This is a genomic window from Bacillus sp. FSL P4-0290 (assembly GCF_037975435.1).
Lineage (GTDB): Bacteria > Bacillota > Bacilli > Bacillales > Bacillaceae > Bacillus > Bacillus subtilis.
Genome location: NZ_CP150253.1, coordinates 3,141,304 through 3,167,877, shown reverse-complemented (window position 1 = coordinate 3,167,877; position 26,574 = coordinate 3,141,304). Strand labels below are relative to the sequence as shown.

Annotated in this window: 23 protein-coding genes and 1 pseudogene; 20 read left to right on the top strand and 4 right to left on the bottom strand. The window is 43.9% G+C overall.

Annotation, left to right across the window (positions count from 1 at the left end):
• Positions 1-54: 54 nt before the first annotated feature.
• From MKY10_RS16660 to MKY10_RS16645, 4 genes are all read left to right on the top strand, one after another.
• Positions 55-1,227 carry an iron-containing alcohol dehydrogenase gene (locus MKY10_RS16660; RefSeq protein ID WP_044052471.1) on the top strand — a complete coding sequence of 391 codons (1,173 nt, stop codon included), beginning with the start codon at positions 55-57 and terminating at the stop codon, positions 1,225-1,227.
• 111 nt (positions 1,228-1,338) lie between these two features.
• Positions 1,339-2,691, top strand: a complete 1,353-nt coding sequence (locus MKY10_RS16655; protein WP_003243401.1) for a glucose-6-phosphate isomerase — start codon at positions 1,339-1,341, stop codon at positions 2,689-2,691.
• 59 nt (positions 2,692-2,750) lie between these two features.
• The gene (locus MKY10_RS16650) at positions 2,751-3,122 is read left to right on the top strand and encodes a hypothetical protein (RefSeq protein WP_015251349.1); all 372 of its coding nucleotides are present in this window, start codon (positions 2,751-2,753) and stop codon (positions 3,120-3,122) included.
• A 59-nt stretch (positions 3,123-3,181) separates the two neighbouring features.
• Complete coding sequence (locus MKY10_RS16645) at positions 3,182-3,586, top strand: YugN-like family protein (protein ID WP_003228878.1); 405 nt, start codon at positions 3,182-3,184, stop codon at positions 3,584-3,586.
• On the opposite strand, the gene kbfO is transcribed toward MKY10_RS16645, so the two are convergent.
• Both kbfO and mstX read right to left on the bottom strand, forming a co-directional pair.
• On the bottom strand, positions 3,583-4,569 hold the full coding sequence (gene kbfO / locus MKY10_RS16640; protein WP_044052672.1) for a potassium channel protein KbfO: 987 nt from the start codon (positions 4,567-4,569) through the stop codon (positions 3,583-3,585). The genes MKY10_RS16645 and kbfO overlap by 4 nt on opposite strands.
• Complete coding sequence (gene mstX / locus MKY10_RS16635) at positions 4,566-4,898, bottom strand: biofilm formation protein MstX (RefSeq protein WP_021480479.1); 333 nt, start codon at positions 4,896-4,898, stop codon at positions 4,566-4,568. Before mstX ends, kbfO begins: the two co-directional genes overlap by 4 nt.
• A gap of 46 nt (positions 4,899-4,944) precedes the next feature.
• Between mstX and MKY10_RS16630 the strand changes: the two genes are divergently transcribed.
• From MKY10_RS16630 to MKY10_RS16600, 7 genes are all read left to right on the top strand, one after another.
• Positions 4,945-5,208, top strand: a complete 264-nt coding sequence (locus MKY10_RS16630) for a membrane protein (RefSeq protein ID WP_015483620.1) — start codon at positions 4,945-4,947, stop codon at positions 5,206-5,208.
• Between the two features lie 41 nt (positions 5,209-5,249).
• Positions 5,250-5,927 (top strand): zinc metallopeptidase, encoded by a 678-nt coding sequence (locus tag MKY10_RS16625; RefSeq protein ID WP_003228889.1) that lies wholly within the window; start codon positions 5,250-5,252, stop codon positions 5,925-5,927.
• A 43-nt stretch (positions 5,928-5,970) separates the two neighbouring features.
• A complete protein-coding gene (locus MKY10_RS16620; protein WP_014665156.1) occupies positions 5,971-7,260 on the top strand; it encodes a hemolysin family protein in 1,290 nt (429 codons plus the stop codon).
• Between the two features lie 126 nt (positions 7,261-7,386).
• Entirely contained in the window at positions 7,387-9,051 is a 1,665-nt protein-coding gene (locus tag MKY10_RS16615; RefSeq protein ID WP_015251351.1) for an alpha-glucosidase, read from the top strand.
• Between the two features lie 25 nt (positions 9,052-9,076).
• Positions 9,077-9,211, top strand: a complete 135-nt coding sequence (locus tag MKY10_RS16610) for a hypothetical protein (protein ID WP_003243642.1) — start codon at positions 9,077-9,079, stop codon at positions 9,209-9,211.
• On the top strand, positions 9,171-9,569 hold the full coding sequence (locus MKY10_RS16605) for a secondary thiamine-phosphate synthase enzyme YjbQ (protein ID WP_044052472.1): 399 nt from the start codon (positions 9,171-9,173) through the stop codon (positions 9,567-9,569). The genes MKY10_RS16610 and MKY10_RS16605 overlap by 41 nt, the downstream gene beginning before the upstream one ends.
• A 257-nt stretch (positions 9,570-9,826) precedes the next feature.
• Entirely contained in the window at positions 9,827-10,081 is a 255-nt protein-coding gene (locus MKY10_RS16600; RefSeq protein WP_015714605.1) for a hypothetical protein, read from the top strand.
• Between the two features lie 13 nt (positions 10,082-10,094).
• Here the strand turns inward: MKY10_RS16600 and MKY10_RS16595 are convergent, their stop codons facing one another.
• Positions 10,095-10,832 (bottom strand): protein-glutamine gamma-glutamyltransferase, encoded by a 738-nt coding sequence (locus MKY10_RS16595; protein ID WP_003228904.1) that lies wholly within the window; start codon positions 10,830-10,832, stop codon positions 10,095-10,097.
• A gap of 158 nt (positions 10,833-10,990) precedes the next feature.
• Here MKY10_RS16595 and mcpB point away from each other — a divergent pair, with 158 nt between their 5' ends.
• From mcpB to rhaA, 9 genes and pseudogenes are all read left to right on the top strand, one after another.
• A complete protein-coding gene (mcpB, locus tag MKY10_RS16590) occupies positions 10,991-12,979 on the top strand; it encodes a methyl-accepting chemotaxis protein McpB (protein WP_015251354.1) in 1,989 nt (662 codons plus the stop codon).
• Between the two features lie 176 nt (positions 12,980-13,155).
• On the top strand, positions 13,156-15,144 hold the full coding sequence (tlpA, locus tag MKY10_RS16585) for a methyl-accepting chemotaxis protein TlpA (RefSeq protein ID WP_015251355.1): 1,989 nt from the start codon (positions 13,156-13,158) through the stop codon (positions 15,142-15,144).
• A gap of 125 nt (positions 15,145-15,269) precedes the next feature.
• Positions 15,270-17,256: pseudogene (mcpA, locus tag MKY10_RS16580) on the top strand (methyl-accepting chemotaxis protein).
• Between the two features lie 113 nt (positions 17,257-17,369).
• On the top strand, positions 17,370-19,358 hold the full coding sequence (gene tlpB, locus MKY10_RS16575) for a methyl-accepting chemotaxis protein TlpB (RefSeq protein WP_015251357.1): 1,989 nt from the start codon (positions 17,370-17,372) through the stop codon (positions 19,356-19,358).
• 135 nt (positions 19,359-19,493) lie between these two features.
• Positions 19,494-21,563 carry a bifunctional rhamnulose-1-phosphate aldolase/short-chain dehydrogenase gene (locus tag MKY10_RS16570; protein WP_015251358.1) on the top strand — a complete coding sequence of 690 codons (2,070 nt, stop codon included), beginning with the start codon at positions 19,494-19,496 and terminating at the stop codon, positions 21,561-21,563.
• A gap of 57 nt (positions 21,564-21,620) precedes the next feature.
• Positions 21,621-22,397: a rhamnose catabolism operon transcriptional regulator RhaR gene (gene rhaR / locus MKY10_RS16565; protein ID WP_015251359.1), complete on the top strand. Its 777-nt coding sequence runs from the start codon at positions 21,621-21,623 to the stop codon at positions 22,395-22,397.
• 4 nt (positions 22,398-22,401) lie between these two features.
• The gene (gene rhaB / locus MKY10_RS16560; RefSeq protein WP_015251360.1) at positions 22,402-23,859 is read left to right on the top strand and encodes a rhamnulokinase; all 1,458 of its coding nucleotides are present in this window, start codon (positions 22,402-22,404) and stop codon (positions 23,857-23,859) included.
• Positions 23,860-23,876: 17 nt separating this feature from the next.
• The gene (gene rhaM, locus MKY10_RS16555; RefSeq protein ID WP_014480666.1) at positions 23,877-24,191 is read left to right on the top strand and encodes an L-rhamnose mutarotase; all 315 of its coding nucleotides are present in this window, start codon (positions 23,877-23,879) and stop codon (positions 24,189-24,191) included.
• A 25-nt stretch (positions 24,192-24,216) separates the two neighbouring features.
• Positions 24,217-25,491: an L-rhamnose isomerase gene (gene rhaA / locus MKY10_RS16550; RefSeq protein ID WP_015251361.1), complete on the top strand. Its 1,275-nt coding sequence runs from the start codon at positions 24,217-24,219 to the stop codon at positions 25,489-25,491.
• A gap of 40 nt (positions 25,492-25,531) precedes the next feature.
• Here the strand turns inward: rhaA and iolU are convergent, their stop codons facing one another.
• Positions 25,532-26,518, bottom strand: a complete 987-nt coding sequence (iolU, locus tag MKY10_RS16545; protein WP_003228926.1) for a scyllo-inositol 2-dehydrogenase — start codon at positions 26,516-26,518, stop codon at positions 25,532-25,534.
• Positions 26,519-26,574: the final 56 nt, after the last annotated feature.

The window sequence follows — 26,574 nt, the reverse complement described above, 5'->3', positions numbered from 1 at the left end:
CTTATGTTACAATGGAAAATCTGTTTTTTACCAGCATCATTTGGAGGTTTTACTATGGAAAATTTCACTTATTATAATCCGACAAAGCTGATTTTTGGAAAAGGTCAGCTTGATCAATTAAGAAAAGAATTCAAACGATACGGCAAGAATGTACTGCTTGTTTACGGGGGCGGCAGCATTAAACGCAACGGCCTTTATGATCAAGTCACAGGCATTTTAAAAGAAGAGGGCGCTGTTGTTCATGAGCTGTCAGGTGTAGAGCCGAACCCGCGTCTTGCAACAGTGGAAAAAGGCATAGGACTTTGCAGAGAGCATGACATTGATTTTCTGCTTGCTGTCGGCGGAGGCAGTGTGATTGACTGTACAAAGGCAATCGCAGCTGGCGTCAAATACGATGGCGACGCTTGGGATATTTTCAGCAAAAAAGTAACAGCGGAGGATGCGCTGCCGTTTGGCACTGTTTTAACTCTTGCTGCAACAGGGTCTGAAATGAACCCAGATTCCGTGATTACAAACTGGGAAACAAACGAGAAATTTGTATGGGGCAGCAATGTCACTCATCCGCGTTTCTCTATTTTAGACCCTGAAAATACGTTCACCGTTCCAGAAAATCAAACAGTATACGGCATGGTTGACATGATGAGCCACGTATTCGAACAATATTTCCATAATGTTGAAAACACGCCGCTTCAGGATAGAATGTGCTTTGCTGTTTTGCAGACGGTCATCGAAACAGCTCCTAAGCTTCTTGAAGATCTGGAAAACTACAAACTTCGTGAAACGATTTTGTACGCTGGTACTATTGCTTTAAACGGCACGCTCCAAATGGGCTACTTTGGTGACTGGGCTTCTCATACAATGGAACACGCTGTTTCAGCTGTATATGATATTCCGCACGCGGGCGGTTTGGCGATACTGTTCCCAAACTGGATGAGATACACGCTTGATACAAATGTAGGCCGTTTTAAAAACCTTATGCTCAACATGTTTGACATTGATACTGAAGGCAAAACAGATAAAGAAATTGCGCTTGAAGGAATCGATAAACTGTCTGCGTTCTGGACAAGCCTCGGTGCACCTTCTCGTCTTGCTGATTACAATATTGGAGAAGAAAAGCTTGAACTGATTGCTGATATCGCAGCCAAGGAAATGGAACACGGGGGCTTCGGCAACTTCCAAAAACTGAACAAAGATGACGTGCTTGCCATCCTTCGCGCGTCTCTATAAACCCAAAGGGCGGAATCCAGTCATTCCGCCCTTTCTTCTTGACTTGATTTCACAGATAAGTTCATATAAAGTGAAAGATGAAAACATTATACCGTTATGGAGGGACAAGCAATGACGCATGTACGCTTTGACTACTCAAAAGCGTTGACTTTCTTCAACGAACATGAACTTACATACCTGCGGGACTTTGTAAAAACAGCACACCATAATATCCATGAAAAAACAGGCGCGGGCAGCGATTTTCTAGGCTGGGTGGACCTCCCTGAACATTATGATAAAGAAGAATTCGCGCGCATCAAAAAAAGCGCGGAAAAAATCAAATCTGACTCTGATGTCTTGCTTGTTGTCGGCATTGGCGGTTCTTATCTAGGAGCGCGGGCAGCGATTGAAGCGCTGAATCACGCGTTTTATAACACTTTGCCAAAAGCAAAACGCGGCAATCCGCAAGTCATTTTTATCGGGAACAACATCAGTTCATCTTATATGAGAGACGTCATGGATCTTCTTGAAGATGTTGACTTCTCTATTAATGTGATTTCTAAATCAGGTACGACAACTGAACCTGCAATCGCTTTCCGTATTTTCCGCAAGCTTCTTGAAGAGAAATACGGTAAAGAAGAAGCGAAAGCGCGGATTTATGCAACAACTGATAAAGAGCGCGGCGCATTAAAAACGCTTTCTAACGAAGAAGGCTTCGAATCATTTGTTATTCCTGACGATGTCGGCGGCCGTTATTCAGTTTTAACAGCTGTAGGTCTCTTGCCGATTGCTGTCAGCGGCGTCAACATTGATGACATGATGAAAGGCGCCCTGGATGCGAGCAAAGATTTTGCAACATCTGAACTGGAAGATAACCCAGCATACCAATATGCGGTTGTTCGCAATGTCCTTTATAATAAGGGCAAAACAATTGAAATGCTCATCAACTACGAACCGGCGCTTCAATACTTTGCGGAATGGTGGAAGCAGCTGTTCGGAGAAAGCGAAGGGAAAGATGAGAAGGGCATTTATCCTTCTTCAGCGAACTATTCAACAGACCTTCATTCTTTAGGCCAGTATGTACAAGAAGGCCGCAGAGATTTATTCGAAACGGTCCTGAACGTAGAGAAACCTAAACATGAACTGACAATTGAGGAAGCGGATAACGATCTTGACGGCTTGAACTATTTAGCCGGTAAAACTGTTGATTTCGTTAACAAAAAAGCATTCCAAGGTACAATGCTTGCCCATACAGACGGAAATGTTCCGAACTTAATCGTTAACATTCCTGAGCTGAATGCATATACTTTTGGATACCTTGTATATTTCTTCGAAAAAGCCTGCGCGATGAGCGGTTACCTCCTTGGCGTCAATCCGTTTGACCAGCCTGGTGTAGAAGCGTATAAAGTCAATATGTTTGCGTTACTCGGCAAACCTGGCTTTGAAGAGAAAAAAGCAGAGCTTGAAAAACGTCTGGAAGATTAATGTGAGAAAGCTGACTGGCATTTGCCGGTCGGCTTTTTATAAAATCAGAAAGGGTGCTGATGTTCATGAAACAATTGGTTAAACATCTCATCATTGCCGGTTTTTCTGCAGCTATTTTAAGTTTCCTTATCTCCTTTGATGCCGTGTATACAGAGTTTTCTTCAAGCTTTGGCGGCACGCTTTCACATTTTTTCATCCACGCCTTTCTTCTCATTGGTTTGCCGCTTGCCCTTTTTACCGATGCAGTACATCGGATTTTGCATTTAAAACGAACCCATACTCTTTTCACTAAATTAGGACTCTATGCAACGGTTGTTTATGTGTCTTGGGATTCAGCTGTATGGCTTGCAGCGGCAATGGCTGTTTACTTCTTAATTGAATGCGCTTTCTTTTCTGTTGGCCGCGCGAAAGAAACAACGATTTCCATGTAGGCGCCTCTGAATGAAGTCTTGTTCGGCAGGACAGGATAAGTGAAAAAAGGGGCATTCTGATGATACCAATACCTTCCGCGATAGATGGGCAGTCTTTTCTGCTTCAAGAACTGGAACAAGTGATGAAGCCGCTCGGTTATGTGATAAACGGCGGCTGGGAATACGATCATGGCTACTTTGATTATAAAATTGATGATAGAGACGGCTATTTATTTTTAAGAATTCCCGTCAATGCGGTACAGGGCAGTCTCGATGAACGAGGGGCGGCCGTCCGGATCGGAACGCCGTTTATGCTGAGACAGGTGTTTCAGGCGGATGTTGACGATCACGCCGAGGGAGGGCCTTTCCAATCACTGTTTAATCAATTTTCCGAACCGGAAAGGCGGGACGCGGAAATTGATCCGGCATTTTTGGATATCGGCGCCTCTCTCGTGAAAGAATTGGAGGATGTTCTGTTACACTAGATGGCAAGGAATTGATCTGTTTCGAGCACCTTGTATGTAAGAGGAGGGGAAAGCATCGGTCCCTCCTTTTTTTGTACGCCTATAATTGTTGTGTTGTGATCAAGGAAATAGAGAACACAGGTTTTGTAAGCCGCTCCCTTTAGTTCGTCAGGAACAGCAAGAAGCTCCACATGCTGATCAAGTGTCAGCTTGATTCCGTTCTGCTGTTTAGACGGCCGTAACTTGACTTGGTAATGCTGCAGCATCGCCCGGCTGATAAATTCTGAAGTTCCGATGATTTGGTTTGCGCCTGCCCGCTCCGCATTGGTGACAAAACGGTCAGTCAAAATTTCGACGATGCAGTAAGCAAGGGGATTAAGCCCTTTAACAGATAAAAGAGTCAGCACTGACAGCATATCAGCATCAGTTTCACTTTTATACTGATCGGCAGTAATCATCACTGATTCCGCTTCAGTAATATTGGCCCGTTTCAGTGTCCCATCATCGGCAGCGTGCCCGCGTATGAAATGAACGTTTTCAATAAGCGGGCCTTCCGTTAAGGATTCATCGATTAGTACGACTGTTTTGGAAGGGGCGGCAAGCTGAAGCTCCTTCAAAAGCCGGTTTGTTTTTTCATTCCACCCGATCAGAATGATGTGGTCCCGGCCTTTGTAAGCAACTTTTCCTTCGATGTAGCGATGCTGTCTGCTGAATGCGGCCGCTGATAACGTAGCGAAATACGCTGTGACAAAGCTTGCTCCGCTCAAAATCAGCAGTATTCCGGCTGCCTGTCCCAGCGGCGTGTGCGGCACATAGTCTCCATAACCGACTGTAGAAACCGTAACGACAGCCCACCAAATACCTTCGAATACCGAAGTGAACTGCTTAGGCTCAAGTATATAAATGATTTGGCCGAACAAAAGAATCAGACATAAAATAATAACCCCGATTCGGATAAATAACGGCCACCTGAGCCATGAAATAAATATCCGATTTGATTTCATTCTTTTTCTCCTTCTTCAGATACTGAGATGGATAAAATCTGTTTAATAATTGTATTTAATTTCTCATTTAGCTTTTCCTGGCCGTACTTATCTCGGGCCTGCTTCATTAACTCGGCTGTATCATCATCAAGCTGAATAAGCGGTTCATCAATTTCCGATTCATTATACAGCTGGATAAACGCGTCCAGTCCTTCATTCATTCGGTCGATTGCTGTGCTCAGCTGTTCCTTTTCCTCACTCGTCACTTTCATAGCTTCCATCACACCCGTGCTTTTTTCTAACAGTATGTCCCACTTCCGGTGATGTTTTTCAAAAAATGTACAAAACATATAAAACCGGATTTCTCCATAAACTAAAACAAAAAGGATGAAAAAGATGACGATCTTTCAAAGAACGATCGTGGTTTTGATCGGTACGCAGCTGGCGGCATCCGCGGTGATTTTGTTTATTTTTGATTTGAATTCATATAATCACTTTTCCGGCAGCTTCTCCTGGCTTCATTTTCTGAAAGAACTGGCCGGCAGTTTCGCCTTTTATTTGTTTTCAGCAGGCCTGTTCTTTTTGCTGATTGGATTGTGTGCTCCAAGCCGGAAGAAAAAGCGCATTTCTGTACACGGGAAAGAAAACTCATTAAAATAATCGTAATAGAGAAATGATCATGGAAAAAGGATGATGAAAAAATGCTGTTTATATTTTTAACAATAGCCGCATTGGGATTGTCGTTTTGGGCACAATTTAAAGTAAAGAGCAACTTTGAAAAATATTCAAAAGTGGAAGCCTCAAGCGGACGTACAGGGGCAGAAACGGCAAGACGGATTTTAGATATAAACGGTCTTTACGACGTGCCGGTCGAACCGGTAAGAGGCACTTTAACAGACCATTACGACCCGACAAGACGGGTGGTGCGTTTATCTGAGCCGGTCTATTACGGCCGCTCAATTTCCGCCATATCCGTAGCTTCCCATGAAGTCGGACATGCCTTGCAGCATCAGGAGTCATATGGTGCGCTTGTGCTGAGACATAAAATCTTCCCAGTCGTGAATTTTGCATCCGGTGTAGCTCCTTTGCTTTTCTTAGGGGGCATGCTTCTCGGCAGCCTGAATTTGATCGGGCTTGGCATCATACTGTTTTCAGCGGCAGTCTTTTTCCAGCTGATTACATTGCCTGTCGAATTCAATGCAAGCTCACGCGCGAAGCAGATTATTGTGTCAGAAGGATTCATCCGAAACAATGAAGAAAATGGGGTAAATAAAGTGCTGAGCGCTGCTGCCTTAACGTATGTGGCCGCCGCCCTGGTTTCCCTGTTTGAACTACTTCGTTTTGTGATGATCTTCTTAAACGGTCGTGATGAGAATTAACGTTAAGGAGGTGGCCCCTTACCATTTATGGTAAGGGCTTTTTTTGCTTATTTTACAATTGATCGCCATTTTTGTTTTGATTGGCATTACGGCTGTTTTCGTTGCAGCGGAATTTGCGATCGTCAAAATCAGAGGTTCAAAAATCAATCAGCTCATCGAAAGCGGTGACAGCCGGGCGCTAGCCGCACATAAAATCATCTCCAATCTTGACGAGTATTTATCAGCCTGCCAGCTTGGGATTACGATTACAGCCCTCGGCCTTGGATGGCTTGGTGAACCTACATTTGAACGTTTTCTTCATCCCTTATTTACAATGACAGGCATGCCGGAACCGTTTAACCACATTGTCACATTTGTAGTTGCATTTATCATCGTCACTTTTTTGCATGTGGTGATGGGGGAGCTTGCCCCGAAAACGGTTTCTATTCAAAAAGCTGAAGCTGTAAGCTTATGGATTGCAAAGCCGCTGATCTGGTTTTATAAAATCACGTACCCGTTTATTAAGGCATTAAACGGCTCTGCAAGCTTTCTTGTGAAATTGTTTGGCTTTCATTCAGTAAAGGAGCATGAGGTTGTCATCAGTGAAGAGGAACTAAGGCTGATCCTTTCTGAAAGCTATGAAAAGGGAGAAATCAATCAGTCTGAATTCCGCTATGTAAATAAGATTTTTGAATTTGACAACCGGGTAGCGAGAGAGATTATGATTCCGCGGACAGAAATTGCGGTTATCTCTCTGGAGCAGTCGCTTGAAGAGGCAATTCATCACATCATTAATGAACGGTATACACGCTACCCTGTCATCAAAGATGACAAGGATCATATTTTAGGGATCATCAACAGCAAAGATATGTTTAAAGCTTATTTTCTCGGCCAGCCGATAAAGCTGGAGCAAATCATGAGGCCCGTTATCAGGGTCATTGAAAGCATTCCTGTTCAACAGCTTTTAATCCGCATGCAGAAGGAGCGGATTCACATGGCGATTCTCGTCGATGAATACGGGGGAACGGCGGGGCTTGTCACTGTAGAGGATATTATAGAGGAAATCGTCGGGGAAATCCGCGATGAGTATGATCAAGATGAAACACCGCACATCCTGAAAAAGGGCGAGCACCATTATGTGATGGATGGAAAAGCGCTAATAGACGAAGTGAATGACCTTCTCGACATTGCGATTGAAAATGAAGAAATTGATACGATTGCAGGCTGGCTTCTAACGCAAAAAATGGAGCTGAAAGCAGGAGATGTGATACACGCGGAGGGCTGTGAATTTAAAATCCTCGACGCCGAAGATCATCACATCCGTTTTGTAGAAATTAAAAAAACTGATTTTTAATAAAAAACAGCCGGGGAACGAACGGCTGTTTTTTGTGTCATCAAGTCATTTCTTAAAAAGCAATGCTGTGAAGCCTTTTTTCTACATAGGATATATAAGACCGGTACACTGGGAAGGAGTGGCTGTATGAAAAAGGCTTGGTGGAAGGAAGCCGTTGTTTACCAAATTTACCCCCGCAGTTTTAAAGATTCAAATGGCGACGGAATTGGGGATATTCAAGGAATCAGATCCAAGCTTTCTTACATAAAAGAGCTGGGCGCTGACGTCATATGGATTTGCCCGCTGTATGACTCACCGAATGCTGATAATGGCTATGATATCCGGGATTATCAAAACATATTAAGCGAGTTTGGCACGATGGAAGATTTTGATGAACTGCTTGGTGACATTCATGATCTGGGGATGAAGCTGATTATGGATCTCGTTGTGAACCACACAAGCGACGAACATCCATGGTTCATAGAATCCCGTTCATCCATACACTCGGAAAAGCGCGACTGGTATATTTGGAAAGACGGCAAAAACGGAAAAGCGCCCAACAATTGGGAAAGCATTTTCGGCGGGCCGGTTTGGGAGTATGATCAAAAGACAAGCCAGTATTATCTGCACCTTTTTGATAAAAAACAGCCTGATTTGAATTGGGAAAATGAAAAGGTGAGGAATGCCGTTTATGACATGATCAATTGGTGGCTTGATAAAGGAATTGACGGATTTCGGGTGGATGCCATTACGCATATTAAGAAAAAAGAAGGGCTTCCCGACATGCCGAATCCAAAGGGGCTGGACTATGTCCCTTCCTTTCCTTATCATATGAATGCTGACGGCATTATGGATTTGTTAACAGAGCTGAAGGAAAACACATTTTCCCGCTATCCGATTATGACAGTTGGTGAAGCAAACGGCGTCGCTGCAAAAGAAGCAGCTGATTGGGCTGGAGAAAAAAACGGCATATTCAGCATGATTTTTCAATTTGAGCATCTCGGCCTGTGGGATGTAGAGATCAATGAAAGTATTGATATCGTTGCATTTAAACGAATTTTAACTGACTGGCAGGACAGTTTGGAAGGGATCGGCTGGAATGCTTTGTTTATGGAGAATCACGACCAGCCCCGTTCAGTTTCTGTGTGGGGAGACGACGGAGTGTACCTGAAAGAAAGTGCAAAAGCGCTTTCCGCTGTTTATTTTCTCATGAAAGGCACACCGTTTATTTATCAGGGACAGGAACTCGGGATGACGAACGTGGCTTTTCCATCTATTGAGGACTATGATGATGTCGCAATGAAACGCCTGTATGAAACAAAAACAGCGAAAGGCACATCACACGAGGATGTGATGAAGATTGTCTGGAAAAAGGGAAGAGACAATTCGCGAACGCCGATGCAATGGAATGCTGGTCCATACGCCGGATTTTCTGAGGCCAAACCGTGGATCGGAATCAATGACAATTACAAATGGCTGAATGCCGAGGCGCAAAAAAACGATAAAACATCCGTTTACCATTTTTACAAAAGCTTGATCAAGCTGCGCCAAACATATGATGTTTTTATTAACGGGACATACGAGCTCATTTTACCGGAAGATCAGCAAATCTTTGCATATCTTCGGAAAAACGAGAGCCATACTGCACTGATTGCGGCCAATCTGACAGGAACACCGGCGTTGTTCAGGCACTCTGGATTGCCATTGTCATCAGATGCACTCGTCTTGTCAAATATTGAAACAGAGCCGCACAAGCATATGACATCAGTACTCTTAAAGCCGTATGAAGCAAGAATATATCTATGGTGCTAAACTCCAGCCTTAGACTGGAGTTTTTTTGTTTTATCGGGTTTATGAGAGCGGTTTAACAGGAAAAAAAAGAACACAGAACGAATTAAGCGATGAGAGCGGACAAACGAAAGGAGAAACAAATGCTGAAAACACTGCAAATCAAAACAACCAAACGAGATGAAATGATTGATATCACCCGGGAGGTGGAAGCGTTTCTTCAAGAAACAGGTATAACGAGCGGCGCAGCGCTGATTTACTGTCCGCATACGACTGCGGGCATTACAATTAATGAAAATGCCGATCCGGCCGTCAAAAAAGATATGCTCAGAAGGTTTGATGAGGTATATCCGTGGGAACATGAGCTGGACCGCCATATGGAGGGCAATACAGCTGCACACATGAAGTCGAGTACAGTCGGAGCTTCACAGCATGTCATTGTGGAAAACGGCCGGCTCATTCTTGGAACGTGGCAGGGCATTTATTTCTGCGAATTTGACGGCCCTCGCACCCGGACATGCTATATCAAAATGATGGGATAATAGGCTGTTTTTTATGACAAAAGCATGATCGCTGAACAAGCGCCGATAGCCGGAGGGCCTGTCACACCCGCCCACGCTGCGGCTTTATCGAATGAAGGCGCGCTTGGCATTCGTCCATATGCGAAATAAAAAGCGCGGGAAAGAGACACGCGCCTCATCCTTTGTTTTCAGGAAAGCCTGCATGAGGGATAGTCAATCAATGGATGTGAACGTACCGAGCTTTGCCGAACGTAACTTGATAAACTGAGGTGACAGATATGAACATTCTTCAATACTCTTATAAAAAAAGAGGGAAAATTGAGTTTGTATTTGAAGGCTGGCCTCACTCAAAAGTTACAATGGTTCCTATCAAAGGCTACTATTTTGTCCGCTTTATCAAATGGAGCAGCCTGGATCCAATCGTGACAAGAAATGACCTTGAAAAAATGGAGTGGGCTGCGAACCAATATTTCGGCACAGCCCCCTTCTATCGAAAACGAAAGGCATTTGAAACCCCATCGTCCGGAAAATAGGCGATGGGGCTTTTTAGCGGACGATGCGGAAAAGAGACGGAACATCCAGTCTGGTCGCCTGAGACAGAAGGTAGGCTGACTGTAAGGCTCCTTTTTTCCTAAAAGAATTCAGCTTATCTATAATTTGCTTTCCGTTTAAGATTCCAAGACCATGGGCAAAATATTTATCTTCCCCCAGTAAAATCACATTTTCGCCTCTCCATTGTGCTTTTTGCGGATCAAATTCAGGATTCTTAAAATACAAACAATCTCCAAGGAAAAAGTGGTGTCCTGTTTCCGTATAGATCGGCAATTTCTCATAATGCCAGTCATATAAAATAATTCTGTCAAAGCTGGCATTGAATTTATCTTCTCCGATTGTATCGATTAAGGCCAAGTAATAAATGATAACGATTGCGGTTGCGCATTCAAACGCATAAAACGGGCCGTTCTCTGCAATGTCCCGAATCGCTTTTGAAGGCGGCATTCTGTATTTCAGCTCCAAGGCGCCCTCCGGTGAAACCCTCCAATACGTTGTATTCCCGTATGTTTTTAAAAAAGTGGCAAACTTCGCCCCGCTTTTGTGCAGCGTCTTTGCCGCTGCTACAATATTCATCCGCAGTTTAAGCTCAAACATCAGTTCAGCAATTGAATGATAATCAAACTGAACAGGCGTCTCAATCATCTCTTTTAACAGCGGGTTCAGATTTTGATCAATCTGCCAATTTTCAATATCCTGGGGACGGAGCAATTGTCCTGATACAATAATCATGTTTAGCCCCCCTTGTTTTTTATAAGATATGCAAAGAGCTTGGGCAATGAAAGCTAAAAAGACAGAAGACTGCCAAAAAGAACTTCTTCCATTTTTTATTTTAAAACTTTTTTAAGCAGCCGATATATACTGTATCAAACCTGAAGGAGCAAGTGGACATGAAGACTTTTATCAATTGGCTTAAGAAACCGTCTATTTCAAAGAAATTAATCGTCTCATTTATTGCGATTCTCATTATCCCTATTCTTATATTAGAATTTAGCTCTTACCGAAGCGCCAGCGGAAAGCTGGATCAGGAAATTATGGGAAATGCGAAAAACAGTGTCGATACATTTAATACAACTGTTACAAATGATCTGGGAGAAAAAGCGAAAGCAGTCACCTTTTTCAGTGAATCTCTTAAAAGATCCGCATTCAAAGGGAAATCGAATCAAGAAGAGATCAAAGCTAAATTTTCACAATATGTATCTATTAATCAAGGAGTAGCCAGAATTTATGGGGGCGCAGATAACGGCACTTACGTACAAGCGCCAAAAGAAAAATTGCCGGAAGGATACGACCCGAGACAACGGCCTTGGTACCAAGATGCGATGAAGGCCGGCGGTGAAATTGTCGTGACAGATCCTTACGTGGCTGCGAGTGACGGAAGCATGGTCATTACCATTGCACAGGAGCTGAAGGACGGATCTGGCGTTGTCGCCATGGATATTACCATTGATAAATTGTTAGAACAAATGAAACAAATCAAGGTCGGAAAAGAAGGTTATGCTTTCATTGCAACAAAAAACAAAACCTATGTCGCCCACAAGAACCATAAGGCTGGAGAAAAGCTTTCAGGCGACTGGGTAGCCAAAATGTATGCGAATGACAGCGGTGAACTCCAGTATACTCTTAATAACGAAGATAAAAAGATGACCTATACTACAAACGAACTGACTGGTTGGAAAATAGCCGGCACAATGTATATGGATGAAATTAAGGATGCCTCAAAGTCTGTGCTGACTACAGGAATGATTGTGCTGATTGCTTCCATTGTGGCAGGCGGAATTTTAATTCTGTTTATCGTTCGTTCGATTACAAAACCGTTAAAACGTCTTGTTCAATCATCGAAAACGATCAGCAGGGGGGATCTGACCGAAACGATCGAAATCCATTCAAAGGATGAGCTTGGGGAGCTTGGGGAAAGCTTCAATGAAATGGGACAATCTCTCCGCTCGCTGATCAGCGCTATTCAGGACTCGGTGAACAATGTGGCCGCATCTTCCGAACAGCTTACCGCATCTGCCGGGCAGACGAGTAAAGCCACCGAGCATATTACGATGGCGATTGAGCAGTTCTCAAACGGAAACGAGGAGCAAAGCGAAAAGGTTGAATCCAGCTCTCATCAGCTGAACTTAATGAATGAAGGACTCCAGCAAGTCTCACAAACATCGTCAGATATTACAAAGGCATCTATCCAATCAACGGAAATCGCCGGAACGGGTGAGAAGTTTGTGCAGCAGACAGTCGGACAAATGAACTCGATTAATCAATCTGTTCAGCAGGCTGAAGCTGTTGTCAAAGGCTTAGAAGGAAAATCAAAAGACATCACAAGCATTTTGAGAGTCATCAACGGAATCGCTGACCAAACAAATCTGCTTGCACTAAATGCAGCCATTGAAGCGGCGCGTGCCGGAGAATCAGGACGCGGCTTCTCTGTCGTAGCGGAGGAAGTGCGCAAGCTGGCTGTCCAATCAGCCGATTCAGCAAAAGAAATCGAAAAGCTGATCCAAGAAATCGTTGCAGAAATCGAAACCTCTCTTCACATGTTTAAAGAGGTCAATCAGGAAGTACAGTCCGGACTTGTTGTCACAGACAATACAAAAGAAAGCTTCCAGAGCATTTTCAGCATGACAAACGAAATCGCGGGCAAGCTGCAGACGATGAACTCCACCGTCGAGCAGCTGTCAGATCGTTCACAGCATGTTTCAGCATCAGTCAGCGGCATTGCAGACGTGTCGAAAGAAAGCTCGGCAAGCATCCAGGACATTGCCGCATCAGCTGAAGAACAGCTTGCTTCCATGGAAGAAATCAGTTCCTCAGCGACCACTCTTGCGCAGATGGCAGAAGAGCTTCGTGATCTGACGAAACAATTTAAAATCGAGTAAAAGCCGAAAAACAGCGCTATCAAAGCGCTGTTTTTTTATATGGTAAACAATAATAAAGTCCTAGTTTAAACGGTGAATTTAGAACTATTTTTCATTTTTTCCTCCATTTTCAATGTAATTTAAAGGAAGATTCGCCGATATAATTTGTAAATTATTGAAAGAAGGTTCAAAAGGAAATGAAAAAAACACTCACCACTATTCGCAGATCATCAATTGCAAGGAGACTTATTATTTCTTTCCTGCTGATCTTAATTGTTCCGATAACCGCCCTTTCGGTTAGCGCTTATCAATCAGCAGTTGCCTCACTTGATGTACAGATGACGCAAAGCGCAAAGGAAAATGTTCAGATATTAGATCACATCATTGATGATAAAATCAGCACGACTGAAAAAAGCCTCGCATATTTCAGCGATTGGGCTACAGAAGAAAAGTTTCAGGATAAAAAGAAAACAGAGCTGAAACAGGAATTTAAACAATTTATCCAAATGAATGATAATGTCGCTGCGGTATTTTCAAGCGGCAAAGACGGGGACTTCACACGTTATCCGTACGCTGACATGCCAAGCGACTTTAATGCTTTGGAACGAGATTGGTACAAAGAAGCAATGGCCAATAAAGGCAAAACAATTGTCACTGAGCCTTATGAATCGATTTCATCAGGAAAAATGGTCGTCACCATCGCCCGTCAAACGGTGGATGGGTCAGGCGTTGTCGCCATTGATATGAAAATTGATGACTTAGTCACTACCGCGAAAGGAATCAATATCGGAAAAGAAGGCTATGCTTTTATTTTGAGCCAAAACAAGAAAGTCATCGCCTACTCCGGAGAAAAAGCGGGAACAGAGCTAAAAGGGGACTGGGTTGATAAGCTCTACAAGGATAAAAGCGGGGACTTTGAATATACGTACAAAGGCAAAAAGAAAAAAATGGCATTTGCAACAAGCGAAACAACAGGCTGGAAAATCAGCGGCACGATGTATGCAAACGAGATTCACGATGCTGCAAGCAGGGTTCTGATCATGGCTTCAATCGTTCTGGCGATTGCCATCGCAGCTGGAATGACGGCGATTTATTTTGTGATTCGATCCATCACAAAGCCATTGAGACGCATTGTCGCATCCGCTGAAAAAATTAGTGAAGGCGATCTAACCGAAACGATTGAAATCAATTCAAAAGATGAACTCGGCGTTCTGAGCGAGAGCTTCAATCATATGGCACACTCGCTTCGCTCGCTCATTCAGGGGATCAAAGACTCAGTAGAACACGTTGCCTCATCGTCCGAAGAGCTGACTGCATCGGCAGACCAGACAAGCAGAGCCACTGAACACATTACAATGGCTATCGAGCAATTTTCAAACGGCAGCGAAAGCCAAAGCGAGAAAATAGAAACGACAACCGAACAAATTAATGAAATGAATGACGGATTGGCAGAGCTGGCGCGGGCTGCAGCAGTGATTACAGAAACATCCGCAGATTCAACAGAAGTGTCAAGTAAAGGGGAGACACTCGTCCAGAAAACAGCCGGCCAAATGAACACAATTGACCATTCTGTAAAAGCAGCGGAACAAGTGGTGAAAGGGCTGGAGATCAAATCAAAGGATATCACGAATATTTTGCGTGTCATCAACGGCATTGCGGATCAAACCAATCTTTTGGCTTTAAATGCCGCCATTGAAGCGGCCAGAGCGGGTGAATACGGACGGGGCTTCTCAGTCGTCGCTGAGGAAGTGAGAAAGCTCGCGGTACAGTCGGCTGACTCGGCAAAAGAAATTGAATCGCTGATCAGTGAAATAGTAAAAGAAATTCACACATCACTGAATGTGCTTCAGTCCGTAAACAAAGAAGTTGAAACAGGGCTTGTCATGACGGATGAAACTAAACAGAGCTTCAAACATATATCGCAAATGACCAATCAAATTGCTTCCGAGCTGCAAAACATGAATGCGACGGTTGAGGAGCTGTCAGCGGGAGCTCAAGAAATTTCCGCAGCTTCAAATGATATCACAGCCATTTCTAAGGAAAGCTCGGATGGCATCCAAGATATCGCTGCTTCAGCTGAGGAACAGCTGGCATCCATGGAGGAGATTAGTTCATCTGCACTGACGCTTGAAAGAATGTCTGAAGAACTCCGTGATCTGACAAAACAATTTAAAGTAGATAAATAATAGGTCTAAAATACTATTTATTTATGGGAAATTAGTTACTTTTGTTAAATTTCTTCTTTTTTGCTGTATATATTTACCCATTTCCAGCCGATATGAAGGGTAGCATAAAAAAGGAGAAATGAATGATGAAAAAAATACTCCAACTCATAAAACAAAGATCAATTACACGGAAGCTTCTCGTTTCCTTTCTGTCGATCCTCATCATACCGGTTGTCATATTGGCGATCTTTGCGTATCAATCGGCTAGCAGCTCACTCGACAGACAGATGATGGGGAGCGCATTGGAAAATGTACAGCAATTAAACGAAATCATTAACACCAGCATCGGCGAAAAAGAAAACAGTGCTGATTATTTCAGCGAATGGCTGACAAAAGAGAAATACAATGCAAAAAGCAATGCAAGCATTGCAGAGAAATTCTCACAATATATCAGCCTTAACAAGGATGTAGAATCCATTTATACAAGCGACACAAAAGGGCACTTTACCCGCTATCCGGATCTTCCGATGCCAAGCGGCTATAATCCGGTTGAACGCGACTGGTACAAAAAAGCGGTTGCAAATAAAGGAAAAGTCGTTGTGACAGATCCTTATAAAACTGCTTCTACAAATACGATGGTTGTGACAATCGCCCAGCAGACAAAAGATGGTTCAGGCGTTATCGCAATCAACATGACGATTGAAAATCTGTTGAAAACAACCAAAAAAGTCAACATCGGCACACAAGGCTACGCATTTATCATGACGAAGGACAAAAAAGTTGTCGCTCATCCTAATGAAAAATCAGGAACTGAATTAAAAGGCGACTGGCTCGATAAGATGCTGAACGCTGATAAAGGCGATTTTCAATACACCATGGACGGCGATAAGAAAAAAATGGCCTTTGACACAAACAAGTTGACGGGATGGAAGATCGGCGGCACCATGTATTTGGATGAAATCCATGAGGCAGCCCAGCCTGTCCTTCACCTTGCTTTAATTGTCTTGGCCGCAGCTATTATCATAGGGATTATCGTCATGACTTTGATCATTCGGTCGATTACAACACCGCTGAAACAGCTTGTCGGTTCCTCTAAGCGGATCAGCGAGGGAGATTTGACGGAAACCATTGATATCCGTTCAAAAGATGAATTGGGCGAGCTCGGCAAAAGCTTTAACAATATGGCGTCGTCACTTCGTTCTCTCATACACGCCATCCAGGATTCGGTAGATAATGTTGCCGCTTCCTCTGAGGAGCTCACTGCATCAGCTGCGCAAACGAGCAAGGCAACAGAGCACATTACATTGGCGATTGAACAATTTTCTAACGGCAATGAAAAACAAAACGAAAACATTGAAACGGCAGCAGAGCACATTTATCAAATGAATGACGGGTTGACGAATATGGCTCAAGCTTCTGAAGTGATCACTGATTCATCTGTTCAATCGACAGAAATTGCAAGTGAAGGCGGCAAGCTTGTTCACCAAACCGTCGGCCCAAATGAACGTCATTGACAAGTCCGTTAAAGAAGCGGAGCAAGTTGTACGCGGATTGGAAACGAAATCGAAAGACATTACAAACATTTTGCGTGTGATCAACGGCATCGCAGACCAGACGAACCTGCTTGCCTTAAACGCAGCAATTGAAGCAGCGCGCGCAGGCGAGTACGGCCGCGGCTTCTCCGTTGTAGCGGAAGAAGTAAGAAAACTGGCAGTACAGTCAGCAGATTCAGCAAAAGAGATTGAAGGATTAATCATCGAAATTGTGAAGGAAATCAATACATCTCTCGGCATGTTCCAATCTGTCAATCAAGAGGTGCAGACAGGCCTTGACATCACAGATGAAACAGAAATGAGCTTCAAACGCATTTCTGAAATGACGAACCAAATCGCCGGCGAACTGCAAAATATGAGTGCGACGGTTCAGCAGCTTTCTGCCAGCTCCGAAGAAGTTTCGGGAGCGTCTGAGCACATTGCATCGATTTCAAAAGAAAGCTCAGCGCATATACAAGATATCGCGGCGTCAGCCGAAGAGCAGCTTGCTTCCATGGAAGAAATCAGCTCGTCTGCAGAGACCCTTTCGTCTATGGCGGAAGAGCTTCGCGATATGACCAAACGATTCAAAATCGAATAATAAGCCTTAACACCCAAGCTTGTTGCGCTTGGGTGTTTTTTTTAGTTTTTTTATTAAACCTTTTATCCTAGTTTGACGATATTAGATTTATCTTAAAGGAGGAGTCAACAAGAATGGGAAAATTCATACATTGGATCAAACAGCCATCGATCAGCAAACCGCTAATCGCTGCGTTTCTGGCAGTGCTTATTTTGCCGGTTGGGGTTTTAGCATATTTCAGTTATCAATCAGCTTGGAACGCGTTAGACAGAGAGCTCATAAACAGTGCGAAGGGAAATGTTGAAGAACTAAACAGTACGCTGCAAAATAAATTAGAAGATAAAGTAAAAGCAATAGATTATTATAGTGAGACAGTCGATAAAGACATATTGCTAGGCAAAAACAAAACATTACTGAAAGAGAAATTTAAGCAGTACACGACACTTAACGACGATGTAGGCGCAATCTATGCTGCTTCAGAAGATAAGAAGCTTTATAAATATCCGGATAGCGGTGTTCCGAAAGGTTTCGATCCGACAGGACGTGACTGGTACAAACAGGCGGTTGCGGAAAAAGGACAAGCTGTTTTCTCAGAACCGTATACTGATGAAGCGACAGGAGATATCGTTGTCACAATTTCAAAACAATTAAAAGACGGTTCAGGGGTTATAGCGCTTGATTTAAACCTGGATGAAGTGCTTACTGCATCACAAAGAATCAAAATCGGTAAAGAAGGCTTTGCATTTATTACGACTGGCAACAAAAAATATATCGCCCATCCGACAATTAAGCCGGGGACAACCGGTTCCGGCGATTGGACAAACCAAGTATATTCCAAAAAAGAAGGCTCATTTGAATATACATTCGAAGGCAAAGAAAAGAAAATGGCCTTTACGACAAATAAATTGACTGGCTGGAAAATCGCAGGCACATATTTTGTCAGTGAATTGCAAGATGCTTCAAGCCCGGTGCTGAACACTGCGGTTATCATTCTATGCGTGTCAATTGTAATCGGCGGCATACTCATTCTCTATATTATCCGTGCCATCACCAAGCCGTTAAGAAAACTTGTCTCAACGTCTGCAAAAATCAGCAGCGGAGATCTCACAGAAGTCATTGACATTCACTCGAAAAACGAGTTTGGCCAGCTTGGCGAAAGCTTTAATGAAATGTCTGCATCATTGCGTTCTGTAATCGGCGTTATTCAAACGTCTGTAGAAAACGTTGCTTCATCTTCTGAGGAGCTGACGGCAAGCGCAGCCCAAACGAGCAAGGCAACTGAGCATATTACACTTGCCATCGAACAGTTCTCAGATGGCAACGAGGCACAAAGCGAGAAACTGGAAACAAGCTCAAATCATCTTTCTCAAATGAACGAGGGGATTTCAAAAGTGGCTCAGGCCTCTTCAACCATTACGAAATCATCGATTCAGTCCTCTGAGGCAGCGGGCAGCGGAGAAAAGCTGGTGGAGCATACAGTCGGCCAGATGAAAACAATTGACCAATCCGTTCAAAAAGCGGAAGCGGTTGTGAAGGGTCTTGAAACAAAATCGCAAGACATCACAAGCATCTTGAATGTGATTAATGGCATTGCTGATCAAACCAACCTGCTTGCATTAAATGCTGCGATTGAGGCGGCAAGAGCGGGAGAGTACGGAAGAGGTTTCTCAGTAGTTGCGGAAGAGGTTAGAAAACTTGCTGTACAATCAGCAGACTCCGCCAAGGAAATTGAAGGATTAATTCAAGAGATTGTCAGGGAAATCAGTACCTCACTTTCAATGTTCCAATCCGTGAATCATGAAGTGAAAGAAGGCTTGCAGATTACGGATCAAACAGCGGAAAGCTTTAAACAAATCTATGAGATGACAACCCAAATTTCCGGCGAATTGCAAAACTTGAACGCGACGGTTGAACAACTGTCAGCCGGATCACAGGAAGTGTCAAGTGCTGTTGAAGATATTTCTGCAGTGGCGAAAGAAAGCTCAGCAGGCATTCAGGATATCGCAGCTTCGGCTGAAGAACAGCTTGCGTCTATGGAAGAAATCAGCTCTTCAGCGGAAACGTTGGCAAACATGGCGGAAGAACTTCAGGACATTACGAAGAAATTTAAAATTGAATCATAATGAAACGAGAAAGCGGCATATCTGCTGCTTTCTTTTTTATTAAAAACAAAAATAAACAAAAACAATTCAAAAACAAACGGAAATCATATATAATGAAAACGGATACAAATAAAAGGAGATGGAGGAATATCAAATATGGTGAAACATATATGGGATTCAGAGCGAGCTGCACAGCTGCCTAAAGGTGTAGAGGAATTGGTGTACAGGTCCAATCTGATCGGGTCAGACCGCACTGTCTGCAACTGGGGCGGGGGGAATACATCTATGAAAACAACGGAAAAGGATTTTAGAGGCCGTGAAATAGAAGTCATGTGGGTAAAAGGAAGCGGTTCGGATTTGGCAACAATGAAAGCGCATAACTTTACCGGTTTGAAATTAGATGATATCCGCCCGCTGATTAAAAGGGACCAAATGCCCGATGAAGAAATGGTAGACTACCTGTCTCATTGTATGATAGACAGCAAACATCCCCGCCCTTCAATTGAAACGCTATTACACGCTTTTCTGCCATACAAACATGTTGACCATACCCATCCAGATGCGATTATCAGCATATGCTGTGCGGATAATGGAAAACAAATCGCTGAAGACATTTACGGAAATCGGTTTGTATGGGTGCCATACGTCCGTCCTGGATTTACTTTGTCTAAAATGATCGCTGAAGGCGTAGCAAACAATCCCCACGCCGAGCTTATATTAATGGAGAAACACGGCTTAGTCACTTGGGGAGAGACGTCTGAAACATGTTATCAAAAAACGATATCCATCATTCAAGAAGCCGAGCAGTATGTTAACGATCGTATCAATCAGCATGAGGTATTCGGAGGCAAAAGGTATCAGCCGCTGCCGGAGGATAAAAGAAAACAAATCTTGGCAGGCATCATGCCTGTGATCAGAGGAGCAGTAAGTGAAGAAAAGAAAATGATCCTTTCCTATGATGATCATGACGATGTCTTGGAATTTGTAAACAGTGTCCAAGCGCCAGCACTTTCGCAAATCGGTGCGGCATGCCCGGATCACCTTGTTCACACAAAACGGGTTCCGCTGTACATTGATTGGAATCCGGAAACTCAAGATGTGCACAAGCTTGCAGATCTGATCAAGTCAGGAGTCGAGACCTTTACATCAGAGTATCAGGCTTACTTTACACGAAATCAGCAGGATGGGGATCAAATCTTTGAATCCTCCCCACGGGTGATATTGATTCCGGGAATCGGAATGGTGAATACAGGAAAAAGTTATGCCATGTCTAAAGTAAGCGGGGCTTTATATCGGAGGGCCATCGCCGTGATGAAAGGAGCAACCGCTCTGGGGCAATTTGTTTCTTTACATGAAAATGAATCCTACCATGTCGAATATTGGCCGCTCGAACTATATAAACTCACGCTGGCCCCGCCGGAAGCAGAATTTTCCCGAAAAGTAGCGTTGATAACTGGAGGAGCCGGCGGAATCGGCAGTGCAGCATGCCGCCGATTTGCAGCTGAGGGAGGGCACGTGATCGTAGCTGATCTGAATATAGAAGGTGCACAGAAAATTGCCGGGGAAATAAACGATGCATACGGAGAAGGACGGGCAATGGCTGTCAAAATGGATGTGACAAAGGAGGAAGACGTACAATCAGCTTTTGAACGAGCGGCGCTTGCTTACGGCGGCATTGATATCGTCGTCAATAATGCCGGGCTGGCCACATCAAGCCCATTTGACGAAACAAGTCTAAAAGAATGGAATCTTAATATGAATGTTTTAGGAACAGGCTATTTCCTTGTAGCCCGTGAAGCGTTTAAACAGATGAAACACCAAAATAGAGGCGGAAGCATGGTATTTGTCGGATCGAAAAATTCGGTTTATGCGGGCAAAAACGCCTCTGCCTACAGCTCGGTTAAGGCGCTTGAAACCCATTTAGCAAGATGCATTGCTGCAGAAGGCGGAGAATTCGGCATTAGGGTCAACTCTGTTTTGCCTGATGCGGTTCTTCAAGGATCGGCAATCTGGGGTTCAAGCTGGCGGGAGGAACGAGCCGCGGCGTACGGGATTGAACCGGATCAGCTGGAGGAACATTACCGGAAACGGACAGCATTGCTCGTCAATATTTACCCGGAGGATATTGCCGAAGCCATTGCATTCTTCGCTTCTTCCAAAGCCGAAAAAACAACGGGCTGCATGATCACGGTAGACGGCGGCGTCCCTGCTGCTTTTACGCGTTAGAAATATGCTATGATAAAAAATATAAGAAGGACTACGATATGAGGAAGGGCGTTACCGATGCTAGTAGCAGAACGGCAGCAAAAAATAGTGGAAATAGTAAATATGCGTTCAAGCATCCGCGTTTCCGAATTAAGTGACATATTTTCAGTCACAGAGGAAACCATTCGGCGTGATCTTGAAAAGCTTGAAAAAGAACATAAACTGAGCCGGAGCCACGGAGGAGCGGTCAGTATTCAGCAGAAGGAATCAGAAATTCATTTTTCTGAACGGGAAATCACGAATGTCATCGAAAAAAAAGCCATCGCTCACGAAGCGGCCAAATATGTAAAAAGCGGAGACCGAATCATTCTCGATGCAAGCACAACCGCTTGGTACATGGCAAAAATACTCCCTGACATTGAGCTCACCGTGATTACAAACTCAATGAAAGCAGCTATTGAACTCAGCAATAAAGAAAACATATCAGTCATTTCAACAGGCGGCATTTTGCTGGAAAAATCATTATCGTTTGCCGGCCCGTTAGCAGAGCGTTCACTTGAGACCTATCATGTCAATAAAACCTTTCTGTCATGTAAGGGATTTGACGTACACAACGGGATGAGTGATTCAAATGAGTGGCAGGCGCTGCTCAAAAAACGGATGATCGAAAGGTCGGACCAGACCATTTTGATGGCCGATTCAAGCAAATGGGGGAACCGCGAGTTTTCACATATTGCCTCGCTGCAAGATGTCAGCTGCCTTATTACGGATTCTGGACTTGATCCGGCATCGGTAAAAGCTCTTGAGGACAAAAAGGTGAAGGTGACAGCTGTTCCTCTTTCGAAGAGAGGGTGAAAGGATGATTTATACTGCCATTGATATAGGCGCATCAAGCGGGAGAATCATGGTAGGTGAACTGAATGAAGGGAAGCTTGACATACAAGAGATTCACAGGTTCGCTAACGGTTTCAGTCAAAGAGACGGGCATTGCTTTTGGGATATTGATCATTTGCTAAAACAAATCCTGCAAGGACTGCAAAAAGTAAAGACGCTTGGGTATGAACACTGCACCGTAGGCATTGATACATGGGCAGTTGATTATGTCTTACTGGACGAAAAAGGCGATCGGTTGCGGGAAGCAATCTCCTACCGTGATAGAAGAACAGATCACACAATAGACAAACTGGAACATACCCTCTCAAAAGCCGCAATTTATCAAAAAACAGGAATACAATTTCAGCCTTTCAACACGATCTATCAATTGTATGAGGAAGACCGTGAGCTGCTGATAAAGACAGACAAAATTATGATGATTCCTGATTATTTAGGCTATTGTTTAACCGGAAAAGCTGTAACGGAAATCACAAATGCGTCCACAACACAGCTTTTAAACGCCTCAACGGGAAATCTTGATCCTGAATTGCTTGAAGCCGTGTCCGTTCAGGAACAGCAATTTGCCCCGCTGACTGAACCGGGGTGTGAACTCGGGAAGCTAAGAAATGAGTGGTTCCCGGATTATGATCTCCCGGCGTGCAAGGTGATGACAGTCGCAACACATGATACGGCCTCGGCCGTCATTGCAACGCCAGGAATAAATGATGGCTGGGCGTATATCAGCAGCGGAACATGGTCGTTAATCGGGGTTGAAAACAAAACACCGATAATAACTGATCTTGCTTTAGAAAACAACTATACAAATGAACGCGGCGCAAACAACACCATTCGCTTTCTCAAAAACATTATCGGCATGTGGGTGATACAAGAAGTCAGACAACAGTTACAAGCAGATTACTCTTTCCAGCAGCTTGCAGAAGAAGCCAAAAAAACAGAACCATTCCAGCAATTTATAAACTTAAATGATAAACGTTTCCTGAATCCAGAAAACATGATAAAGGAAATACAACATTATTGCAGACAAACCCGCCAAAAGACTCCTCGCACTGCAGGCGAACTTGCCTGCTGCATCTACAGCAATTTAGCCATCATCTATGCGATAGCCATCAAAGAGCTCGAAACAATCACAGAAAAACCGATCGAGCAATTTCATATCATCGGCGGCGGAGCCCGGAATGATTTCTTAAATCAATTAACGGCAGACATGAGTGGAAAAGCGGTATATGCAGGGCCGATAGAGGCAACTGCCACCGGAAATCTTTTGATGCAAATGATTGCTGCCAAAGAAGTCAAAGACATAAAAGAAGCCCGGCAAGTCGTCAGAAATTCCTTTCCGATCAAAGTGTTTACACCTAAAGACATTGACAGAAGCACGATCATTCAGTCATTTCAGCAAACTGTTTTGAAAGCGCTATCTAAATGATGAAGAGGTGAAAAGGTTTGAAAAGAAAAGCCAGTATCATGTTTGTCCATCAAGACAAGTACGAAGAATACAAACAGCGGCATGATGACATTTGGCCTGAGATGGCAGAAGCACTCAAAGCTCATGGAGCACACCATTATTCCATTTTTCTAGACGAGGAAACAGGCAGGCTTTTTGCATATTTAGAAATAGAGGATGAAGAGAAATGGAGAAAGATGGCGGACACGGAAGTTTGCCGAAGATGGTGGAAATCGATGGCGCCATTAATGAAAACAAATTCGGATTTCAGTCCTGTTTCGATAGATCTAAAGGAAGTTTTTTATTTGGATTAAAAAACTGATAAAGGGAGAGAGCCGTATGACCATAAAAGCCAATTATGACAGTGCAAAACAGGCATATGAAAAATGGGGAATTGATGTTGAAGAGGCGCTTCGGCAATTAGAGCAAGTGCCCATTTCGATCCATTGCTGGCAGGGTGACGACATTGAAGGCTTTGAAGTAAATAAGGGCGAGCTTTCAGGCGGAATTGACGTGACTGGCAATTATCCCGGAAAAGCGCAAACTCCTGAAGAATTAAGAAGAGATTTGGAGAAGGCTCTTTCTCTCATTCCTGGAAAGCACCGCGTAAACCTGCATGCGATATACGCAGAAACAAACAGGGAAGCGGTAGAACGTGACGAATTGAAGCCGCAGCATTTTGAAAACTGGGTGAAATGGGCAAAAAACCTTGGTCTCGGTTTAGATTTTAATCCAACCTTGTTTTCGCATGAGAAAGCGGCTGACGGACTCACCCTTTCACACCCTGATCCGGATATCAGAGAATTTTGGATCAGGCATTGCATCGCTTGCCGCCGTATCGGGGAATACTTCGGGAAAGAATTAGGAACACCTTGCTTGACGAATATTTGGATTCCCGACGGCTATAAGGATATCCCGAGTGATAGGCTGACACCGCGTAAAAGACTAAAAGAATCACTGGATCGGATCTTCGCAGAGGAGATCAGTGAACAACACAATCTTGATTCAATCGAGAGCAAGCTGTTCGGGCTTGGCTCCGAATCATATGTTGTCGGATCTCATGAATTTTATTTAGCTTATGCTTTGACGAACCATAAGCTTTGTTTACTTGATACAGGCCATTTCCATCCGACTGAGACGGTATCGAACAAAATCTCGTCCATGCTGCTTTACACAGACAAGCTTGCCTTGCACGTATCGCGGCCTGTTCGTTGGGATAGCGACCATGTAGTGGTTTTGGATGATGAATTGAGAGAAATCGCTCTTGAAATTGTACGAAATCATGCTCTTGAGAAGGTCGCCATCGGTCTGGATTTTTTCGATGCCAGCATTAACCGTGTAGCCGCCTGGACTATCGGAACGAGAAATATGATCAAAGCTTTATTGTATGCCCTGCTTCTCCCGAACGGATATTTAAAACAATTGCAGGAAGAGGGCCGCTATACAGAAAGGCTGGCCCTGATGGAGGAATTCAAAACATATCCTTTCGGAGCCATCTGGGATTCCTACTGTGAGCAAATGGGCGTTCCGGTAAAAGAAGCATGGCTTCATGACATCAAAGAATATGAACAACAGGTGCTTTTAAAAAGGAAGGCATCTTCTCCGATTGTCTAATAAAAAATCCGCCGCGGCATTTGCGCGCGTGCGGATTTTTTTAAGCTTGATCAGCAGGGTATACAATCCCCATTTGCTTTCTTGCTTCTTCCATAATTTTCGCGGTGGTCAAAGACCGTTCAAATGTATTTTCTTCAGATTCCAGCTTATTCTCTTTTATGAGCGTGACAAATTCTTCTGCTTCATAGAACATCGCTGGTTTAGGATCAGGGATCGCGATGTTTTCAAGGCGGCCGTCCCGGTAGCGGATTTCAACACGTTCAGGCCGGTGAATCGTATCGATTACAATCGTCCCGTCTTCACCCTGGATTTCAGCCGGGGCATAGGAAGTAGAGATTTTGGAATGCATCAGAACAGCTTCGAACCCGTCGTAAGACAGAATGACAGTTCCTTCTCCGTCCACTCCGGAGGATAAAGCATATCCGTTTGCTTTTACATCCTTCGGCGCGCCAAACAACACAACAGCCGGATAAATACAATAGACGCCAATATCCATTAATGACCCATTGGAAAGCTCAGGCTGAAACGCATTCAAAACAGTTCCGCTTCTGAACGCGTCATACCGTGAGGAATACTGGCAGTAGCTTGCGGTAAATCTGCGGACAGTGCCGATTTTATGCAGGTGTTTTTTCAGCTCTTTGAAATTCGGCAGGAAAGTGGTCTTCATTGCTTCCATGAGAACAACGCCGTTTGCCTTAGCCGCTGAGATCATCTCTTCTGTTTCTTTTGTATTCGAAGCAAATGGCTTCTCACAAAGCACATGCTTGCCATGGTTCATAAAGAGAACGGCTTGTTCCTTGTGAAGAGCGTTCGGGCTCGCTATGTATACGGCATCAAAGCAATCGCTCGCCGCCATTTCCTGAAGGTCTGAGAAGGCATGCGCAGCGTTGTGTTTAGCAGCAAACTCGCCAGCGCGTTCAGCCGATCTTGAATAAACAGCAGTCAGCTGAAAATCTTCGATATCCGCTGCTGACTCAAGAAAGCGGTCTGTAATCCAGTTGGTTCCTATTATTGCAAAACGTATCACTCGTATCGCTCCTTTTGTATGATATAGCTAAATTATAGCTTAAAAAGAACAAAATC

Excerpts from the sequence above, each read along its gene's own strand:
- MKY10_RS16660 (WP_044052471.1), top strand. The coding sequence starts at position 55 with ATGGAAAATTTCACTTATTATAATCCGACAAAGCTGATTTTTGGAAAA.
- MKY10_RS16655 (WP_003243401.1), top strand. The coding sequence starts at position 1,339 with ATGACGCATGTACGCTTTGACTACTCAAAAGCGTTGACTTTCTTCAAC.
- MKY10_RS16650 (WP_015251349.1), top strand. The coding sequence starts at position 2,751 with ATGTTCATGAAACAATTGGTTAAACATCTCATCATTGCCGGTTTTTCT.
- MKY10_RS16645 (WP_003228878.1), top strand. The coding sequence starts at position 3,182 with ATGATACCAATACCTTCCGCGATAGATGGGCAGTCTTTTCTGCTTCAA.
- kbfO (WP_044052672.1), bottom strand. The coding sequence starts at position 4,569 with ATGAAATCAAATCGGATATTTATTTCATGGCTCAGGTGGCCGTTATTT.
- mstX (WP_021480479.1), bottom strand. The coding sequence starts at position 4,898 with ATGTTTTGTACATTTTTTGAAAAACATCACCGGAAGTGGGACATACTG.
- MKY10_RS16630 (WP_015483620.1), top strand. The coding sequence starts at position 4,945 with ATGACGATCTTTCAAAGAACGATCGTGGTTTTGATCGGTACGCAGCTG.
- MKY10_RS16625 (WP_003228889.1), top strand. The coding sequence starts at position 5,250 with ATGCTGTTTATATTTTTAACAATAGCCGCATTGGGATTGTCGTTTTGG.
- MKY10_RS16615 (WP_015251351.1), top strand. The coding sequence starts at position 7,387 with ATGAAAAAGGCTTGGTGGAAGGAAGCCGTTGTTTACCAAATTTACCCC.
- MKY10_RS16605 (WP_044052472.1), top strand. The coding sequence starts at position 9,171 with ATGCTGAAAACACTGCAAATCAAAACAACCAAACGAGATGAAATGATT.
- MKY10_RS16600 (WP_015714605.1), top strand. The coding sequence starts at position 9,827 with ATGAACATTCTTCAATACTCTTATAAAAAAAGAGGGAAAATTGAGTTT.
- MKY10_RS16595 (WP_003228904.1), bottom strand. The coding sequence starts at position 10,832 with ATGATTATTGTATCAGGACAATTGCTCCGTCCCCAGGATATTGAAAAT.
- mcpB (WP_015251354.1), top strand. The coding sequence starts at position 10,991 with ATGAAGACTTTTATCAATTGGCTTAAGAAACCGTCTATTTCAAAGAAA.
- tlpA (WP_015251355.1), top strand. The coding sequence starts at position 13,156 with ATGAAAAAAACACTCACCACTATTCGCAGATCATCAATTGCAAGGAGA.
- tlpB (WP_015251357.1), top strand. The coding sequence starts at position 17,370 with ATGGGAAAATTCATACATTGGATCAAACAGCCATCGATCAGCAAACCG.
- MKY10_RS16570 (WP_015251358.1), top strand. The coding sequence starts at position 19,494 with ATGGTGAAACATATATGGGATTCAGAGCGAGCTGCACAGCTGCCTAAA.
- rhaR (WP_015251359.1), top strand. The coding sequence starts at position 21,621 with ATGCTAGTAGCAGAACGGCAGCAAAAAATAGTGGAAATAGTAAATATG.
- rhaB (WP_015251360.1), top strand. The coding sequence starts at position 22,402 with ATGATTTATACTGCCATTGATATAGGCGCATCAAGCGGGAGAATCATG.
- rhaA (WP_015251361.1), top strand. The coding sequence starts at position 24,217 with ATGACCATAAAAGCCAATTATGACAGTGCAAAACAGGCATATGAAAAA.